Origin of the sequence: Mycobacterium sp. OAS707, assembly GCF_014873705.1 — a bacterium.
Taxonomy (GTDB): Bacteria; Actinomycetota; Actinomycetes; order Mycobacteriales; family Mycobacteriaceae; genus Mycobacterium.
Genome location: NZ_JADBDS010000003.1, coordinates 813,418 through 832,708, shown reverse-complemented (window position 1 = coordinate 832,708; position 19,291 = coordinate 813,418). Strand labels below are relative to the sequence as shown.

Annotated in this window: 12 protein-coding genes; 11 read left to right on the top strand and 1 reads right to left on the bottom strand. The window is 65.7% G+C overall.

Going from position 1 to position 19,291, the window contains the following annotated elements; genetic code table 11:
• Positions 1–37: 37 nt before the first annotated feature.
• The 11 genes from GGC64_RS22225 to GGC64_RS22175 all read left to right on the top strand — a co-directional run bounded on the left by GGC64_RS22225 (position 38) and on the right by GGC64_RS22175 (position 18,341).
• On the top strand, positions 38–952 hold the full coding sequence (locus tag GGC64_RS22225) for a decaprenyl-phosphate phosphoribosyltransferase (RefSeq protein ID WP_192725235.1): 915 nt from the start codon (positions 38–40) through the stop codon (positions 950–952).
• Positions 930–3,014, top strand: coding sequence for a flagellar motor control protein ZomB (zomB, locus tag GGC64_RS22220; RefSeq protein WP_370582245.1), 2,085 nt, complete (start codon positions 930–932; stop codon positions 3,012–3,014). The genes GGC64_RS22225 and zomB overlap by 23 nt, the downstream gene beginning before the upstream one ends.
• A gap of 128 nt (positions 3,015–3,142) precedes the next feature.
• Positions 3,143–4,141: an alpha/beta hydrolase family protein gene (locus tag GGC64_RS22215; RefSeq protein WP_192724672.1), complete on the top strand. Its 999-nt coding sequence runs from the start codon at positions 3,143–3,145 to the stop codon at positions 4,139–4,141.
• Between the two features lie 118 nt (positions 4,142–4,259).
• Positions 4,260–5,312, top strand: coding sequence for an esterase family protein (locus GGC64_RS22210; RefSeq protein ID WP_192724671.1), 1,053 nt, complete (start codon positions 4,260–4,262; stop codon positions 5,310–5,312).
• A 131-nt stretch (positions 5,313–5,443) separates the two neighbouring features.
• On the top strand, positions 5,444–6,322 hold the full coding sequence (locus tag GGC64_RS22205) for an alpha/beta hydrolase-fold protein (RefSeq protein ID WP_192724670.1): 879 nt from the start codon (positions 5,444–5,446) through the stop codon (positions 6,320–6,322).
• A gap of 171 nt (positions 6,323–6,493) precedes the next feature.
• A complete protein-coding gene (locus tag GGC64_RS22200; protein WP_370582244.1) occupies positions 6,494–6,838 on the top strand; it encodes a DUF732 domain-containing protein in 345 nt (114 codons plus the stop codon).
• A 13-nt stretch (positions 6,839–6,851) separates the two neighbouring features.
• A complete protein-coding gene (locus GGC64_RS22195) occupies positions 6,852–7,862 on the top strand; it encodes a cutinase family protein (protein ID WP_192724668.1) in 1,011 nt (336 codons plus the stop codon).
• A gap of 243 nt (positions 7,863–8,105) precedes the next feature.
• On the top strand, positions 8,106–9,998 hold the full coding sequence (gene fadD32 / locus GGC64_RS22190; protein WP_192724667.1) for a long-chain-fatty-acid--AMP ligase FadD32: 1,893 nt from the start codon (positions 8,106–8,108) through the stop codon (positions 9,996–9,998).
• A gap of 76 nt (positions 9,999–10,074) precedes the next feature.
• Positions 10,075–15,423 (top strand): polyketide synthase Pks13, encoded by a 5,349-nt coding sequence (gene pks13 / locus GGC64_RS22185; protein ID WP_370582242.1) that lies wholly within the window; start codon positions 10,075–10,077, stop codon positions 15,421–15,423.
• Positions 15,420–16,973, top strand: a complete 1,554-nt coding sequence (locus GGC64_RS22180) for an acyl-CoA carboxylase subunit beta (RefSeq protein WP_192724666.1) — start codon at positions 15,420–15,422, stop codon at positions 16,971–16,973. The genes pks13 and GGC64_RS22180 overlap by 4 nt, the downstream gene beginning before the upstream one ends.
• Before the next feature lie 21 nt (positions 16,974–16,994).
• Entirely contained in the window at positions 16,995–18,341 is a 1,347-nt protein-coding gene (locus GGC64_RS22175; RefSeq protein WP_192724665.1) for a serine/threonine-protein kinase, read from the top strand.
• Here GGC64_RS22175 and GGC64_RS22170 read toward each other — a convergent pair whose 3' ends face one another.
• On the bottom strand, positions 18,342–19,187 hold the full coding sequence (locus tag GGC64_RS22170) for a hypothetical protein (protein ID WP_192724664.1): 846 nt from the start codon (positions 19,185–19,187) through the stop codon (positions 18,342–18,344).
• Positions 19,188–19,291: the final 104 nt, after the last annotated feature.

The window sequence follows — 19,291 nt, the reverse complement described above, 5'->3', positions numbered from 1 at the left end:
CATCTCAAGTGACAGCAGTGCAGAGAGCGCCCAGCAGATGAGTGAAGAACCGGCACCGGTCAAGGGCCCACCAAAGAATCTCGTCACCGGCGTCATCAAGGCGATCCGGCCGCGGCAGTGGATGAAGAACCTACTGGTGCTGCTGGCACCGGTGGCCGCGCTCGGCGGGAACGTTCACTACGACTATCGCGAGGTCGCGGTCAAAGTCTTGATCGCGTTCGTGGCGTTCTCATTGGCCGCCTCGACGGTGTATCTGGTCAACGACGTCCGCGATGTCGAAGCGGACCGCCAGCACCCGACGAAGCGGTTCCGGCCGATCGCGGCGGGCGTGGTGCCGGTCTGGCTTGCCTATACCGTCGCGGTCGTGCTCGGCGTTGCGGCACTGGGCATTTCGTACCTGGCCTCGCTGAACCTCGTGATCGTGATCGCGATCTACATCGCGATGCAGATGGCTTACTGCTTCGGACTCAAGCATCAGGCCGTGCTCGACATCTGCATCGTGTCCTCTGCTTACCTGATTCGCGCGATTGCAGGTGGCGCTGCAACGGGTATCCCGCTGTCGCAGTGGTTCCTGTTGGTGATGACCTTCGGGTCGCTGTTCATGGTGGCCGGAAAGCGTTACGCCGAACTACAACTCGCCGAGCGAACCGGCGCCAAGATCCGCAAGTCGCTGGAGAGCTACACGGCTTCTTACCTGCGGTTCGTCTGGACACTGTCGGCAGGGGCGATGGTGTTGTGCTATGCGCTATGGGCCTTCGAGCGCGACGGCACCAACGCATCCTGGTATGCGGTGACCATCATTCCGATCACTATCGCAGTCCTCCGTTACGCGGTTGACGTCGACGGTGGGTTGGCCGGTGAGCCGGAGGAGATCGCGTCGAAGGACCGTGTGCTGCAACTCCTCCTGCTGGCGTGGATCGGAACCATCGGTGCCGCAGTCTTCCTCAGCTGAGCGAATCCGGACTCCGGCTGCTGAGCGCCTGGCCCGGTGGCCGGCGTTTCCGTATGGCGTGACGGCACGCATCAGCCTGTGGCTCGGTGTGGTCGTGGTCTGCGCACTGTTCGGCTGGGGGGCGTGGGAGCGTCGCTGGATCGCCGACGACGGCCTGATCGTGTTGCGCACGGTGCGAAACCTCTTGGCAGGCAACGGTCCGGTGTTCAACGCGGGCGAGCGGGTGGAGGCCAACACGTCGACGATCTGGACCTACCTGATCACCCTCGGTGGTTGGATCGGCGGCCCGGTGCGGCTCGAGTACGTCGCGCTGGTCGTCGCGCTGGTGCTCAGTGTCACCGGGATGGCGCTGGCGATGCTCGGCGCGGGCAGGCTCTACGCCCCCGGGCTGCGCGGTCGACGCGCGCTGCTGCTGCCTGCGGGCGCGCTGGTCTACATCGCGGTTCCGCCCGCCCGCGACTTCGCCACGTCCGGTCTCGAAAACGGTTTGGTGATGGCGTATTTGGGCCTGCTGTGGTGGATGATGGTCTGCTGGTCGCAGGCCTTGCGCGCCGTTTCCGTCCCCCAACAGCAACCGATGCCGCGTCGCGGCGCCCCCCCGACGCTCCGCAGAGCGCCTTATGCCGGCCCGCCCGTGCCGCCGCCCGCCACCAATGTCGTCAGCCGATATTTCGATGCGGCACTGGCGTTCGTTGCGGGGCTGAGCGTCCTGGTGCGTCCGGAGTTGGCGCTCATCGGTGGGCTCGCACTGGTCATGATGCTCGTGGCCGCCCGTGGCTGGCGACGGCGCGTGCTGATCATCGTCGCGGGCGGCCTGCTACCGGTGGGCTATCAGATCTTCCGGATGGGCTATTACGGCCTGCTTTACCCGAGCACGGCCATCGCCAAGGATGCGTCGGGATCCAAATGGACGCAAGGCTTTGTGTACCTGGCCAACTTCAACCGTCCATACCTGCTGTGGGCTCCTGCGATACTGCTCGTCGGGCTCGGCCTGGTCGCGTTGGCCACTCGCGGCAGGCCGTGGTGGATCCGCCGCGCAACGCCGCCTGGCTACACCTGGTTGGCGCGTAGAGTGCAAAGCCCTTCTGCGGTCGTGATTTTCATGCTGGTCAGTGGGCTGCTGCAGGCCATCTACTGGATTCGCCAGGGCGGCGACTTCATGCACGGCCGCGTGCTGCTCACACCGTTGTTCTGTCTGCTGGCGCCGGTGGCCGTCATCCCAATGGCGCTGCCCGACGGCGCTCAAATGCCAAGGGGCCCAGCATATTTGTTCGCCAGCGCGACGGGTGTGCTGTGGCTCGCGGTGGCGGCGTGGTCGCTGTGGGCTGCCAACTCGCCCGGGATGGGGTCCGACGCGACCCGCGTCACCTACACCGGAATCGTCGACGAACGCCGGTTCTACTCGCAGGCGACCGGCAACCCGCATCCGTTGACCGCCGCTGACTACCTTGACTATCCGCGTATGCGGGCTGTGCTCGTCGCGTTGAACAACACTCCGGACGGCGCGCTTCTGCTGCCGTCGGGCAACTATGACCAATGGGACGTGGTGCCCGCCGTTCCGCCGCCGCCCGACATGCCTGCCGATGTGCGCAAGGACTACAAAGGACCGCACACAGTGTTTTTCACCAACCTCGGCATGCTTGGCATGAACGTCGGGTTGGACGTGCGGGTGCTCGACCAGATCGGCCTGGCAAACCCATTGGCGGCGCACACGCAACGCCTGACCGATGGCCGCATCGGACACGACAAGAACCTGTTCCCCGACTGGGCCGTGGCCGACGGGCCGTTCCTGACGATGCCGCCGTTCATTCCGCCCTACCTGGACGAGGACTGGGTGCTACAGGCCAGGGCCGCGCTGAAGTGCCCGGCGACCGACGCCATGCTGACCGCGGTGCGTGGTCCGATGGGTTTGCGAAGGTTCGCGTCCAACCTGTTGCACTCGCCAGAATTCACCAGTTACCGAATTAATCGCGTTCCGATGTATGAGCTCGTCCGCTGCGGACTCGAAATACCGCCACCAAAGGGCGCGCCCTATACCGGCATGCCAGCGACGGGACCGTGACGGCCAGCGGTGTTAGGTGGCGCACTTTTCTGGGAATTCGGTAACGCCGCAGCCATGTTGGCGCGATAGCCACCTCGAGACCGCCGTTGCTACGGCGTGCATACGTGAACGGACGGTAGAAGCAACAGATGCCCAGGCCATCGGCGCTCAACGCTGTGCCTTTTCGGCTTCGCCGCCTGCTTGCGGTCACCGCCGCGCTGCTGACGCTGCCCGCGCTGTTGGTCGTCGTCGGCGGCACCCCGCACGCCAGCGCGTTCTCGCGTGAGGGTCTGCCCGTCGAATACCTCGACGTGTACTCGACGTCGATGGGCCGCAACGTCCGCGTTCAGTTCCAGCCCGCAGGCGCCGCCTCGAACAAGGCTGTCTACCTGCTCGACGGCATGCGTGCACGTGACGACTACAACGGCTGGGATATCGAAACCCCCGCTTTCGAGTGGTTTTACAACTCCGGTGTCGCTGTGGTGATGCCCGTCGGCGGGCAGTCCAGCTTCTATTCCGACTGGTATTCGCCGTCGAGCTTCAACAACCAGGGCTACACCTATAAGTGGGAGACGTTTCTCACAACTGAGCTTCCGCAGTGGCTGGCCACCAACAAGCAGATCTCGATGACGGGCAACGGCGTTGTCGGACTGTCGATGTCGGGTGGTGCGGCGCTGATTCTGTCCGCATACCACCCGTCGCAGTTCAAATACGCCGCGTCGTTGTCGGGCTTTTTGAACCCTTCGGCGCTGTTGATGCAGCAGGCCATCCGCGTCGCGATGCTGGATGCGGGCAGCTACAACGTCGACAACATGTGGGGCGCGCCTTGGGATTCCGCGTGGAAACGAAACGACCCGATCCAGCAGGTGACGCGCATCGTCGGCAACGGAACGAGGCTGTGGATCTACTGCGCGCCCGGTGGTAACAGCCCCGTCAATCCGAACCCCGATCCGAATCAGCAATTCAACGCAGACAGCCTCGAAGGCATGGCGCTGAAGAGCAACAAGGACTTTCAGGAGGCCTACGCCAAGGCCGGCGGCAACAACGCCACCTTTGTATTTCCCACCGCGGGTAACCACGCGTGGCCGTACTGGGGTCAGCAGTTGATGTCACTGAAACCAGACCTGATCGCGACCCTCAACGGGTGAGGAGCGACCAGGGACAATACACGCTGAATAGAGGGATGACAGCAAGTTGTGGTTGACTGCACGGGCACGGCGCCTCGTGTCTGCTGTGCGGCATTCGACAGATGGGATAGGTAGAAGCATGAAGTTCGTTGGGAAGATGCGCGGCGCCTGGGTGCGTCGGCTCACGATTGCGGCCATGGCCGCCGCCGTGTTGCCCGGCCTCGTAGGTGTCGTCGGCGGCTCGGCGACTGCGGGGGCTTTCTCTCGTCCGGGTCTGCCGGTCGAGTACCTCCAGGTTCCGTCAGCGGGGATGGGACGCGATATCAAGGTGCAGTTCCAGAGCGGCGGGCCGAATTCACCGGCCGTGTACCTGCTCGATGGTCTGCGCGCACAGGATGACTTCAACGGCTGGGACATCAACACCGCGGCCTTTGAGTGGTACCTCAACTCGGGCCTTTCGGTGGTCATGCCGGTCGGCGGCCAGTCCAGCTTCTACAGCGACTGGTATTCGCCTGCGTGCAGCAAGAAGACCGGCGCCTGCCAGACCTACAAGTGGGAGACGTTCCTGACTCAGGAGCTGCCCGCATACCTCGCTTCTCAGAAGCAGGTCAAGCCGACCGGCAGCGCCGTTGTCGGTCTTTCGATGGCAGGTTCGGCAGCGCTGACGCTGGCGATCTACCACCCGGAGCAGTTCCCGTACGCGGCTTCGCTGTCCGGCTTCCTGAACCTGTCCGAGGGTTGGTGGCCGATGCTGGTCAACATCTCGATGGGTGACGCAGGCGGCTACAAGGCCGACGACATGTGGGGCAAGACCGAGGACGCGAACAGCGCATGGAAGCGCAACGATCCGATGGTGCAGATGTCGACGCTGGTCGCCAACAACACCCGCATCTGGGTGTACTGCGGTAACGGCACCCCGAACGACCTGAGCGCGGGTCTGTCGGCGGGCAACCTGTTCAACGCCAAGTTCCTGGAGGGCTTCACTCTCCGCACGAACAAGACGTTCCAGGAGAACTATCTCGCCGCCGGCGGTCGCAACGGCGTGTTCAACTTCCCGTCCGACGGCGTGCACGACTGGCCTTACTGGGGTCAGCAGCTGCAGCAGATGAAGCCCGACATCCAGCGGGTGCTCGGCGCAACGCCGCAAGCGGCTCCGGCGGCCCAGGCCGCCGCAGCCACCAACGGCGGCTAATCGCAACAGCAATACGTTCGACGGCGGCGATCCCCTCGGGGGTCGCCGCCGTGCTCGTTTCGGGAGCGCCCTGTCCCGTCAATATGATTCACTACCTCCGGCGGGGACCAATGCGACGTGAGGTGGGCTTTATGCGTGGGTGGGTAAGAGCGCTCTTGACCGTTGTGCTTGCCGCGGGACTGTGGACCGCCACAGCACCGACCGCCAGCGCCCAGGTCGAAATGCTGATGGTCCCTTCGGCTGCCATGGGCCGCGACATCCCCGTCGCCTTCCAGGCCGGTGGCCCGCACATGGTCGTCCTCCTCGACGCGTTCAATGCCGCGCCGGACGTCAGCAACTGGGTGACCGCAGGCAATGCGATGAACACGCTCGCAGGCAAGGGCATCTCGGTGGCCGCACCTGCAGGCGGCGCGTGGAGCCTCTACACCGATTGGGAGCAGGACGGCTCCATGCAATGGGAGACCTTCCTGGCCAACGAGCTGCCCGACTGGCTGGCCGCCAACAAGGGCCTGGCGCCGGGCGGCCACGGCATCGTCGGCGCCGCCCAGGGCGGCACGGGTGCGCTGACGATCGCGACGTTCCACCCCGACCGCTACCGCTTCGCCGGCTCACTGTCGGGGTTCCTCACCCCGTCCAACACCTATACCAACGGCGCAATCACCGCTGGGCTGGCGCAGTTCGGCGGCGTCGACACCCGCAATATGTGGGGATTGCCACAGCTGGGCCGGTGGAAGTGGCACGACCCCGACGTGCACGTGCAACTGCTGGCGGACAACAACACGCGGCTGTGGGTGATGAGCCCGTCGACGCTGAGCTGCAGCGACCCCGCCGCGATGATCGGCTACTGCGATCAGGCCCAGGGCAGTAACCGCACGTTCTACCAGCACTACCGCAACGTCGGCGGGCACAACGGGCACTTCGACTTCCCCGACGGCCCTCAACACGACTGGGGTACCTGGTCGGGTCAGCTCGGCGCGATGTCGGGCGAACTCGCCGCCACGATCAAGTAGGCACGATCTCGGTCAACCGGTTCGCTCAGCGGCAGCCGGTACCTTGGAGGAGTGCTGCACGCCGAACGACGACCGAGGTGTCTAGCAACCTTTTTTGGTTGCTCGGCAACCACGTTGCTTGTCGCTTCGTCGGCGGCCCTGCTGACTGGATGCTCCGTCGCCGATGACGTGATGGCAACCGTCGGCATGCCGGTATCGCAGACCGCGCCCGCCCCCGAGCAACCGCAGGGTGATACCAACGCAATGGTCGTCACCGGCCAGCAGCGCGCCTACCTCGACTCGCTGAACGCCGCGGGAGTCAAGCCGTCGAGCGACCTGATGGCCCTGCGCATCGGGTCCTATGTGTGCCAGGCCCGCGCCGCCAAGCAGAGTGATCAGGCGGTGTGGGATGTCGTTGTGCCGCTGGTGCGCGGCGACGTGCGCACCGCACACATGAGCTCCGCCGTGCCCTCTGCCGATGAGGTTGATGCGGCGACCGCTGACTACATTCGGATCGCAACCGACAAACTCTGCTAGCAGGAAACAACAGATGCCAAAGACCAACCGGCGGAAACGCCACCGGATACTCGCGCTCGTTGCAGCCGGGGCAATGGCGCTCGTCGTCGTGCTGATCGTGGCGATCGTGATCGTCGTGCTGCGCAAACCGGAGACGCCGCAGACTGCTCTGCCGCCGACCGCGGTGCCGCCCACCGGCGTGCCAACGGCGCCGAAAAAGCCGCGCCCCGAGTTCCAGGACGCGAGCTGCCCCGACGTGATGATGGTGTCGATACCCGGGACGTGGGAATCTTCCCCGACCGACGATCCCTTCAACCCCAACCAGTTTCCGAACTCGTTGATGTCGAAGGTGACCAACCCGCTGCGTTCGCAGTTCGGCAACGACCGGGTGGAGATCTTCACGGTTCCCTACACCGCGCAGTTCCACAATCCGCTGTCTGCCGATCAGCAGATGTCCTACAACGACAGCCGCGCCGAGGGCACCCGCGGCGCCGTCAAGGCGATCACGGATATGAACAACCGGTGCCCGCTGACCAGTTACGTGCTGGCCGGGTTCTCGCAGGGCGCGGTGATCGCCGGCGACATCGCCAGTGACGTCGGCAACGGCAGGGGACCGGTCGACGAGGATCTCGTGCTTGGCGTGACACTGATCGCCGACGGACGTCGTCAGGACAACGTCGGTCAGGACATCGGCCCCAACCCTGACGGCCAGGGCGCCGAGATCACGCTGCAGGAGGTCCCGACGCTGTCGGCGATGGGCCTGACGATGACGGGCGCGCGGCCCGGTGGATTCGGCATGCTCAACGACCGCACCAACGAGATCTGCGCGAAGGGTGACCTGATCTGTGCGGCGCCGGAGTCCGCGTTCAGCATCACCGAGCTGCCGAGGACGCTTCAGGTGCTGACCGGCGGCGGCGGCGCGCCGGTGCATGCGCTGTACGCCACGCCCGAGTTCTGGAATCTCGACGGTGCGACGTCCACGCAGTGGACACTGGGCTGGGCGCAGAACGTGATCGATAACGCTCCGCACCCAAAACATGGCTGACATGTGACCGAGGGCGATTTGGCGTGTGCCAACAGGTCGCCTAACATTAAGAAAAAAGTAAGAGCGGTGGTCGGAAGCCGGGCTGAATCCGCAGGCCAGAGCCCTTAAAGGCGGTGAGCGCCTACTCCCCGGTAGGATCTTCGGGGTTTAGGGTTCGCGCGGCTGAGGTCCAGCGTCTGCGGCGTCCCGCCGACAAGAGCGCAAGCGGCTTCGCAGTGAGCGTGGCTTTGACAGGAGAGTGCGATGGCCTTCCATAACCCGTTTCTCAAAGACGGACTGATCAAGTTCCCGGACAACGGCAGCTTGGTCAAGCACGTTGAGAAGTGGGCCAAGGTTCGCGGCGACAAGCTCGCCTACCGCTTCCTCGACTTCTCTGTCGAGCGCGACGGTGTGGCCCGCGACCTGAACTGGGCGGACTTCGGTGCCCGCAACCGCGCGCTCGCCGCCCGGCTGCAGCAGGTCACCCAACCGGGTGACCGGGTGGCCATCCTCTGCCCGCAGAATCTCCACTACGTGGTCGCGATGTACGGCACCATCTATTCGGGTCGCATCGCGGTACCACTGTTCGACCCCTCCGAGCCCGGTCACGTCGGCCGGCTGCACGCCGTGCTCGATGACTGCCAGCCCTCCGCGATCCTGACCACCACCGAAGCCGCCGAGGGCGTGCGCAAGTTCTTCCGCACCCGGCCTGCCAAGGAGCGGCCCCGCGTCATCGCCGTCGACGCTGTGCCCGACGAGGTCGGCGCCACCTGGGTGCCCGTCGAGGACGTCACCGAGGACACCATCGCCTACCTGCAGTACACCTCGGGCTCGACCCGCATCCCGACCGGCGTGCAGATCACCCACCTCAACCTCGCCACCAACATCGTTCAGGTCATCGAGGCCCTCGATGGTCAGGAAGGTGACCGGGGCTGCTCGTGGCTGCCGTTCTTCCACGACATGGGCCTCATCACGGCCATGCTCGCGCCGATGATCGGGCACCATTTCACGTTCATGACGCCGGCCGCGTTCGTCCGCAGGCCCAGCAGGTGGCTGCGGGAGATGTCGCGCAAACCCGATGACACCGGCGGCGTCATCTCGGTCGCGCCGAACTTCGCGTTCGATCACGCCGCGGCCCGGGGCCTGCCCAAGGACGACGAACCGCCCCTGGACCTGAGCGTGGTGAAGTGCATCCTCAACGGCAGTGAGCCGATCTCGGCCGCCACCGTGAACCGGTTCAACGACGCGTTCGCCCCGTACGGATTCAAGCCGCAGGCCATCAAACCGTCCTACGGCCTGGCCGAGGCCACCCTGTTCGTGTCGACGACACCGATGGACGCCGAGCCGAGCATCATCCACGTCGACCGCGATGCGCTGAACACCGGCACCTTCGTCGAGGTCTCAGCCGATTCGCCAAAGGCCGTCGCGCAGGCAGGCGCAGGCAAGATCGGCGTGGCCGAATGGGCCGTCATCGTCGACGCGGAGACCGCCACCGAGCTTCCCGACGGTCAGATCGGTGAGGTCTGGATCAGCGGCCAGAACATGGGCACCGGCTACTGGGGCAAGCCCGAGGAGACGGTCGCGACCTTCCAGAACATCCTGAAGTCTCGGACGAACCCGTCGCACGCCGAAGGCGCGACCGACGACGCGACGTGGGTGCGCACCGGCGACCTCGGCGCTTATCACAAGGGCGAGCTCTACATCACCGGCCGCACAAAGGATTTGGTGATCATCGACGGCCGCAACCACTACCCGCAGGACCTCGAGTACTCCGCGCAGGAGGCGACCAAGGCGCTGCGAGTCGGCTACGTCGCGGCCTTCTCGGTACCCGCGAACCAGTTGCCCGACGCGGTTTTCGAGAACGCACACGCCGGCCTCAAGCGCGACCCGAACGACACGTCCGAGCAGTTGGTGATTGTCGGAGAGCGCGCCCCAGGTGCACACAAGCTGGAGATGGGTCCCATCGCCGACGACATCCGGGCGGCGATCGCGGTGCGGCACGGCGTGACCGTGCGTGACGTGCTGCTCACTCCTGCAGGCGCGATTCCCCGGACCTCGAGCGGCAAGATCGGCAGGCGCGCCTGCCGTACTGCGTATCTGGACGGAAGTCTGCGCAGCGGCAAGGTGGCCAACGCGTTCCCAGACGAGACGGACTAACTGCTGACTGAGCAGAAATGACCAGCGGACGACGGGCGCGTGGTCCATCGAAGCGTCCATCGAAGGTGAAGTGAAAATGACTGATACACACGATGATTCGCAACCCGCGGCCGAGCAGGAGTTCCAGCTCGCGCCGGAGAAGCCGCTGACGCCTGCGCGTACTGATATGACGGTCGCCGAGATGCGCGAGTGGCTGCGCAACTGGATCGCCAACGCAACCGGCCAGGCACCCGATGCGATCAACGACGCGACGCCGATGGTCGAGCTTGGCCTGTCGTCACGTGACGCGGTCGCCATGGCCAGCGACATCGAGGACCTCACCGGTGTGACGCTGACCGCGACGGTCGCGTTCCGGCATCCGACCATCGAGTCGTTGGCGACCGTGATCGTCGAGGGCGAGCCCGAGGTCGACATGTCCGACAGCGGTGAGGACTGGTCGCGCACCCGCGATGTCGACGACATCGCGATCGTGGGCATCGCCACCCGCTTCCCCGGCGACATGAACACCCCCGACGAGACGTGGCAGGCGCTGCTCGAGGGCCGCGACGCGATCACCGATCTACCCCCCGGCCGGTGGGAGGAGTTCCTAGACGAGCCGCGGATCGCGGAACGCGTGGCGAAGGCCCGCACCCGCGGCGGCTACCTCTCTGACATCAAGGGTTTCGACGCCGAGTTCTTCACGCTGTCGAAGATGGAGGCCGACAACGTCGACCCGCAACAGCGGATGGCCCTCGAATTGACCTGGGAGGCACTGGAAAACGCGCGCATCCCGGCATCGAGCTTGCGCGGCGAGCGCGTCGGTGTCTACATCGGGGCTTCGAACAACGACTACAGCTTCCTGAGCGTCTCGGACCCGTCGATCGCGCATCCGTACGCGATCACCGGGACAACGAGCTCGATCATCGCCAACCGGGTGTCCTACTTCTACGACTTCCGCGGCCCGTCGATGGCCATCGACACCGCATGCTCGAGTTCGTTGGTGGCCGCACACCAGGGTGTCGCGGCGCTGCGCTCGGGCGAGGCCGACGTGGCAGTGGTCGGCGGCGTCAACGCGCTGATCACCCCGCTGGTCACGATCGGCTTCGACGAGGTCGGCGGGGTGCTGGCACCGGACGGCCGGATCAAGTCGTTCTCGAAGGACGCCGACGGCTACGCGCGCTCCGAGGGCGGCGGCATGCTCGTCCTCAAGCGACTCTCGGACGCGCGACGCGACGGCGACGAGATCTTGGCGGTCATCGCGGGCAGCGCGGTCAACCATGACGGCCGGTCCAACGGGCTGCTGGCGCCCAACCCGGATGCTCAGGCCGAGGTGCTGCGCACGGCATACAAGGACGCGGGCATCAACCCCCGCGACGTCGACTACATCGAGGCGCACGGCACCGGCACCATCCTCGGTGACCCGATCGAGGCCGACGCGCTCGGCCGCGTCGTCGGCAGGGGCCGTCCGGCAGACAAGCCGGCGCTGCTCGGCGCGGTGAAATCCAATGTGGGCCACCTGGAGTCGGCCGCAGGCGCCGCCAGCCTGGCGAAGATGGCGTTGGCGCTGAAGAACGACAAGATCCCGCCGTCGATCAACTACTCAGGTCCCAACCCGTACATCGACTTCGAAGCTGTCCGGCTGAAGGTCGCCGACACCGTCACCGACTGGCCGCGTTACAGCGGTCACGCGATCGCCGGTGTGTCGGGCTTCGGCTTCGGCGGCGCCAATGCGCACATGGTGCTGCGTGAGGTGTTGCCGTCGGATCTCGTTGAGCCGGAACCGCAGCCGCACGCCGAGCCCGAAAAAGCGGAGCAATCCGACGCGGACGCCGTGTACGTCGGCGGCGTGCGCATGGACGAGTACGGCGAGTTCATCGACTCCGCAGAAGACGATAGCGACGGCCTTGACCGGCCCGCTCACGTCGCCGATGACGAGCCGGACCTGCCGGGCCTCACCGACGAGGCGCTGCGCCTGCTCGAGGTCGCCCGCGAGGAGCTCGAGGCTTCCGAGCAGCCCACTCCCGTTGTGCCGCTCGCGGTTTCAGGCTTCCTGACGTCCCGTAAGAAGGCGACCGCAGCCGAGCTGGCCGACTGGATCGACAGCCCCGAGGGCCGGGCGTCGTCGCTGGAGTCGATCGGTCGATCGCTGTCGCGGCGCAACCACGGTCGCTCGCGCGCGGTCGTGCTCGCCCACGACCACGACGAGGCCATCAAGGGTCTGCGCGCGCTGGCCGAAGGCAAGCAGAACCCCAACGTGTTCACCGCCGACGGACCTGTCACCAACGGGCCCGTGTGGGTGCTCGCGGGATTCGGTGCGCAGCACCGCAAGATGGGCAAGAACCTCTATCTGCGCAACGAGACCTTCGCGCAGTGGATCAACAAAGTCGACGCGCTGATCCAGGATGAACGTGGCTACTCGATCGTCGAGCTGATCCTCGATGACCGGATCGACTACACCAACGAGACCTGCGACTACCCGATCGAAGTAGTCCAGACAGTGATCTTCGCCCTGCAGATCGCGCTCGGCGAGCTCCTCAAGCATCACGGCGCGAAACCGGCTGCCGTGGTGGGACAGTCGCTTGGCGAGGCGGCCGCGGCATATTTCGCAGGCGGCCTGTCACTCGAGGATGCCACCCGGGCCATCTGTGCGCGTGCGCACCTGATGGGTGAAGGCGAGGCGATGCTGTTCGGCGAATGGATCCGGCTCATGGCCCTGGTCGAGTATTCGGCCGAGGAGATCGAGACGGTGTTCGCCGACTTCAAGGACCTCGAGGTGTGCGTGTACGCCGCGCCCACCCAGACCGTCATCGGCGGTCCACCCGACCAGGTGGACGCGATAATCGAGCGCTGCGAGCAGGAAGGCAAGTTCGCGCGCAAGATGCAGACGAAGGGCGCCAGCCACACCTCGCAGATGGATCCGCTGCTCGGTGAGCTCGCCGCCGAACTGCAGGGCATCCAGCCGCATCCGATCACCATCGGCTACTTCTCGACGGTGCACGAGGGCAAATACATCCGGCCCGGCGAGGCGATCCACGACGTGGAGTACTGGAAGAAGGGGCTGCGCCACAGCGTCTACTTCACCCAGGGCGTTCGCAATGCCGTCGACAACGGCCACACCACTTTCCTCGAGCTGGCACCGAATCCGGTGGCCCTCATGCAGGTTGGCCTGACCACCGCGGCTGCGGGGCTGCACGACGCGCAGCTGATCGCGACGCTGGCGCGCAAGCAGGACGAGGTCGACTCGATGACGTCGGCCTTGGCGCAGTTGTTCGTGCACGGTCACGATCTGGACTTCCGGACGCTTTTCCAGCGCGGTGAATATGCGAATATTCCGCCAACCCGCTTCCGCCGCAAGTCGCACTGGCTGGACGCGAAGTTCACCGGCGACAGCTCAGTGATGATGCCCGGCAACCACGTCGCCACACCCGACGGTCGCCATGTCTGGGAGTTCGCTCCGAAGGGCCAGCCCGACCTCGGTGCATTGGTGAAAGCCGCTGCGGCACAGGTTATTCCGGATGCGAAGCTGACGGCGTTCGAACAGCGCGCGGTGCCCGGCGAGGGCGCGCGACTGGTGACGACGTTGACGCGCCACCCCGGCGGAGCGACGGTTCAGGTGCACGCCCGCATCGACGAGTCCTTCACGTTGGTCTACGACGCGGTCGTCGCACGCGGTGGCCAGGCCGCGCCTCTGCCGGCCGCAGTGGGTGCAGGAGTCGCGGTCGCGGCGCCTACCGCAACGTCCGTCGTCGAGGAAGAACCGGACAGTGCGGAGATCCTGCAGGACAACCTGACGCAGGGCGCGAATCTCGGTGCAGGCTTTGCCAAGTGGTCGCCTGATTCCGGCGAGACCGTGCGTGACCGGCTTGGCACGATCGTCGGCGGTGCGATGGGCTACGAGCCCGAGGACCTGCCGTGGGAGGTGCCGCTGATCGAACTCGGCCTCGACTCGCTGATGGCGGTGCGGATCAAGAACCGTGTCGAGTACGACTTCGACCTGCCGCCGATTCAGCTGACCGCGGTGCGAGACGCGAACCTTTACGCGGTGGAGAAGCTGATCGAATACGCGATCGAGCACCGCGACGAGGTCGAGCAGCTCGCCGAGCATCAGAAGGAATTGACGCCTGAGGAGATCGCCGCCGAACAGGCTCAGTTGATGGGCGGCGCGTCGACTGTGGCCGAGGTCGAAGATGCGCTCACCAGTGCGGGCACCGCCAGGGCAAGCGACATTCCGCCGCCCCCAACCGATCCCAGTGGGCCGGCCGTGCCGCCGCCACCGACCAATCCGGCGGGCCCGGACCAGCCGTCAGCTGCGTCGCTGGCCGCGCAGGTGCTGACCCAGGAGGCCGTCACCGAGGCGCTCGGCGCCGACGTGCCGCCGCGTGAGGCCGCCGAGCGCGTCACGTTCGCGACGTGGGCGATCGTCACCGGCAAGTCGCCGGGCGGCATCTTCAACGCGCTGCCCACACTCGACGATGCGACCGCCGAGAAACTGGCACAACGGCTTTCGGAACGGGCCGAGGGAACCATCACCGTCGATGACGTGAAGAACTCGCCGACGATCGAGGCGCTGGCCACGATTGTGCGCGAGTACCTCGAGGCCGGTGAGATCGACGGGTTCGTCCGCACCCTGCGTGCGCCGCAGGAGGGATCCGACAGCACGCCGGTGTTCGTCTTCCACCCGGCCGGCGGCTCGACGGTGGTGTACGAGCCGCTGCTGAAGCGGCTGCCGCAGGACACCCCGATGTACGGCTTCGAACGAGTCGAGGGCTCGGTTGAGGAACGCGCACGCCAGTATCTGCCGAAGCTGCTGGAGCTGGGCGGCAACGGGCCGTTCGTCCTGGTCGGCTGGTCGCTTGGCGGTGCACTGGCCTACGCCTGCGCGATCGGCCTGAAGCGTGCGGGCGCCGACGTCCGCTTCGTCGGGCTGATCGACATGGTCCGGCCCGGCGAGGAGATCCCGCAGACCAAGGAGGAAACGCGCGCCCGTTGGGACCGCTACGCGCGGTTCGCCGAGCGGACCTTCAACGTCGAGGTGCCGCCGATCCCGTACGAGCAGCTCGAGGATCTCGACGACGACGGGCAGGTCCAGTTCGTGCTGAACGCGATCAAGGAAAGCGGCGTCCAGATCCCCGGCGGCGTCATCGAGCATCAGCGGACGTCCTACCTGGACAACCGGCTGCTCGAGACGGCCGAGATCCAGCCCTACGACGGACACGTCACCCTCTACATGGCCGACCGCTACCACGACGACGCGATCTTCTTCGAGCCGCGTTACGCCATCCGCCAGCCCGACGGCGGCTGGGGCGAGTTCGTCTCGGACCTGGAGATCGTGCACATCGGGGGTGAGCACATCCAGGCCATCGACGAGCCGTACATTGCGAAGGTCGGGGCGCATATGAGCGAGGCGATCGACCGCATCCACGCCGAGGAGAAGCAGGCCAAGTGACCAATCGAACCACCGCGGCGCTGCTGGCCGAACTCCGCGAGAAGCTCGAACTGGCCAAGGAACCCGGCGGCGAGAAGGCCGTCGCCAAGCGGGAGAAGAAGGGCATCCCCAGCGCCCGGGCCCGCATCGAAGCGCTGGTCGACCCCGGCAGCTTCCTGGAGATCGGTGCGCTGGCCAAGACGCCCGGTGATCCCAACGCGTTGTTCGGCGACGGCGTGGTCACCGGCCACGCCACGATCGACGGTCGGCCCGTTGGCGTCTTCAGCCACGACCAGACGGTGTTCCAGGGCTCGGTCGGCGAGATGTTCGGTCGCAAGGTCGCCAAGCTGATGGAGTGGGTGGCCATGGTCGGCTGCCCGATCATCGGCATCAACGACTCGGCCGGCGCCCGCATCCAGGACGCGGTGACCTCGCTGGCCTGGTATGCCGAGCTGGGCCGCCGCCATGAGATGCTGCGCGGTCTGGTCCCTGAGATTTCCCTGATCTTCGGGAAATGCGCTGGGGGCGCGGTTTATTCGCCGATCCAGACTGACCTGCTGGTCGCGGTGCGCGATCAGGGCTACATGTTCATCACCGGCCCGGACGTCATCAAGGACGTCACCGGCGAGGACGTCACCTTCGACGAACTCGGTGGCGCCGACGTCCAGGCGCAGCGCGGCAACATTCACAAGGTGGTCGACTCGGAGGCCGCGGCCTACCAGTATGTGCGCGACTACCTGAGCTTCCTGCCTGCCAACCACTTCGATGACCCGCCGATCATCAACCCCGGGCTGGAGCCGGAGCTGACCCCGCACGACTACGAACTCGACACGATCGTGCCGGACAGCGACAACATGGCCTATGACATGCACGAGATCCTGCTGCGGATCTTCGACGACGGTGACGTCTTCGAAATCGCCGAGCAGCGCAGCCCGTCCATGATCACCGCGTTCGCCCGCGTCGACGGCCATCCGGTCGGTGTGATCGCCAATCAGCCGATGCACATGTCCGGCGCGGTTGGCAACGAGGCATCCGACAAGGCCGCCGGGTTCATCCGGTTCTGTGACTCGTTCAATCTGCCGCTGGTGTTCGTCGTCGACACCCCTGGCGCGATGCCGGGTGTCGAGGAGGAGAAGGGCGGCATCATCAAGCGCGGTGGCCGGTTCTTCAACGCCATCGTGGAAGCCGACGTGCCCAAGGTGACCATCATCGTGCGCAAGGCTTACGGCGGCGGATACGCGGTCATGGGCTCCAAGCAGTTGTCGGCGGATCTCAACTTCGCATGGCCCACCGCGCGGATCGCCGTGATCGGTGCCGAGGGTGCCGCCCAGCTGCTGGTGAAACGGTTCCCCGATCCGACCGCGCCCGAGGTGCAGAAGATCCGCGACGACTTCATCGAGGGCTACAACCTGAACATGGCAACGCCGTGGATCGCCGCCGAGCGCGGCTACATCGACGGCGTCATCCAACCGCACGAGACGCGGCTGCTGCTGCGCAAGTCGCTGCGGCTGTTGCGGGACAAACAGAATTTGACCAAAGTGCAACGCAAGCACGGTCTCACGCCGCTCTAAACCGGCGATTAAGATGCGCCCATGCCGCTAGCCGAAGGCGAGGTGATCGCGGGGTACACGATCCTGCGATCGCTGGGCGTTGGCGGGATGGGCGAGGTCTACCTGGCCCAGCATCCGCGATTGCCCCGCCGCGACGCGCTCAAGGTGCTCTCGGCGTCGGTGTGTTCGGAAAGCGAGTACCGGCAGCGGTTCAACCGCGAAGCCGATATCGCAGCCACGCTGTGGCACCCGCACATCGTCGAGGTACACGACCGCGGCGACGTCGACGGACAGCTGTGGATCTCGATGGATTACGTCGAGGGCACCGACGCGGGGCGACTGCTGGCTGAGAGCTATCAGGAGGGTATGCCGCCCGACGAGGTCGCCCGGATCGTGACGGCGGTCGCAGGAGCGCTCGACTACGCTCATTCCAAAGGCCTGCTGCATCGCGACGTGAAGCCGGCCAACATCCTGATGACCGACGACGATGCCGACGGCGCGCGGATCATGTTGGCGGACTTCGGGATTGCCCGGTGGATCGATGAGTCGAGCACGCTGACCGGCACCAACATGACCGTGGGCACCGTCGCGTACTCTGCCCCTGAGCAACTCAAGGGCGAAGAGATCGACGGCCGTGCCGATCAGTATGCGCTGGCGGCCACCGCGTTCCAATTACTCACTGGCACACCGCCGTTCCAGCATTCCAACCCGGCCGTGGTGATCAGTCAGCACTTGACGGCCGACCCGCCCAAAATCGGGAAGCGACGGCCGGAATTGGCGGGCCTCGGCCCGGTTTTCGACAAGGCGCTCGCGAAGTCGCCGCGCGACCGCTACGACAAGTGCATCGACTTCGCCCGCGCGCTGGCGCATCACATCGGCGCCGACGAACAGAATCTCAACGCGGACGCGACGAAGCTGGCAATCCCGACGACGGGCCCGCGGCACGCCAGGAATGGGCAGAAGCAGAACCGACGACGGCGGCGCGTGATGATCGGTGTCGCGGCCGGCCTCGTCGTAATCGCCCTTGCCGCAGTCGGTTTCGTCGTTTTCGACCGGACGCGTGGGCACTCCGCAGCGACTGGCAATATCACGCTGCCGGTGGTGGTGGTCGGCGCCAAGTGTGCGACGTTGGGCGCCGCAGGTATCACCGAAGCAGGCGTCCCGGCGTACTGCGCGCACCTGCCGACCACCGATGACACGATCTGGTCGAAATATCCGGGGGAGATCTCCAGCCCCACCGCCACCGCGGGGCCCAACGACGAGGTGTATCCGTCGGAGACGGAGGCACCGGTGCTGGTGTGCATGGAGCAGACCGGCCAGACGCACCTGGACTGTCACAACGACATTCTGCAGAGCAACGCCACAGCCTCTGCGGCGCCGACGTCCTAGCTACTTCGACGAACCGGTGTTGTCAGCGCCGTCCGACGACTTGGTATCGCCGCTCGTGTCCGAAGGCGATGCGGTCGTGACCGTGTTGGTTGCGGCGGACTTCTTCTTTTTCGGTGGGTGCAGCCCGCTCAAGGCGCTCGAAACGACATGGGAGAACGCCTTGTTGGCGGCGGTCGCGGCAGCGGAAACAGCCTTGGCCGCACGGGTACCCGGCTTAGCAACCGGGGTGGTCTCTGTTCCAGTGTTGCTGCCCACGCTGCTCGCGGCGGTGGTCTTCAGCGGCGCACTGGTGGTCGACGCGACGGCCAACGGTGCCGGCACCGCGTTGAGCAGACCGATCACCGTCTTGGCGACAACATCGGTGACATTCGCTGCCTCGAGGGGGACGAATTCGACAGCGCCGAACGCCAACTGCGTGCCGATTCGGTAGACCACGTCGAGCGTCGCCAGCCCTTGGGGGACGACGCTGCGGGGGGTGTCGATGACGGTGACCAACACGGGTCCGACGACGGGGATGGCGCCTGCGGCCGATTCGACTGCGGTGGTGATCGCGGTGTTGATGCTCTGGCCGTCGGCGATAAGGCCTTTCACCGCCAGATATTGCGTCGACCACGTCTGCTCCAGGCCGGTTTCCACCGAGGCCGCACCTGTGTCGACGGTGGTCCTGAGTCCTTCGATTACTCCCACAAGTGCACTGCTCAAGCTCGTTAGCTCAACGTCTTGGACGGTAGCGATCTTCATTGGATGCAAATCGGGAGGCGGCGCGGTCATGGGAGTGGTCGCGATGATGCCTGCGCCGACGAGAGCCATTGCGGTGGCGATGTGGGGCATAGCGGTGCGATGCATGAGATCCACCTCGATTCAGCCGGATGAGCATCATGATCATAAACGGTTGCGTTTGCAAAAAAGAAGGCTTCCAGCAAAGTTTCTGGAGCGGGTCGATCCGGACT